Source organism: Paraburkholderia sp. BR10882, assembly GCF_040948855.1.
Classification (GTDB): domain Bacteria; phylum Pseudomonadota; class Gammaproteobacteria; order Burkholderiales; family Burkholderiaceae; genus Paraburkholderia; species Paraburkholderia nodosa_A.
In genome coordinates this window covers 1-255 of record NZ_JBFPKP010000096.1, presented here as the reverse complement: position 1 = coordinate 255, position 255 = coordinate 1, and the positions used below count along the sequence as shown (strand labels likewise).

The window sequence follows — 255 nt, the reverse complement described above, 5'->3', positions numbered from 1 at the left end:
CGCCGATCGGGTGACCGATTGCAATCGCCCCGCCGTTCACGTTGATCTTCGACGTGTCCCAGCCCATCTGCTTGTTCACGGCCAGCGCCTGCGCCGCGAACGCCTCGTTGATCTCCATGAGATCGAGGTCGGTCACCGACCAGCCCGCGCGCTCCAGCGCCCGCTTCGACGCCGGCACCGGGCCCATGCCCATCACCTTCGGATCGACGCCGCCGCTGGCGTACGCCTTGATGCGCGCGAGCGGCGTGAGGCCCA

General features: G+C 69.0%; 1 pseudogene. It reads right to left on the bottom strand.

Features of this window, described 5'->3' with window-relative positions:
• Positions 1-255 (bottom strand): annotated as a pseudogene (locus tag AB3X99_RS41050) (acetyl-CoA C-acetyltransferase); the annotation flags it as partial.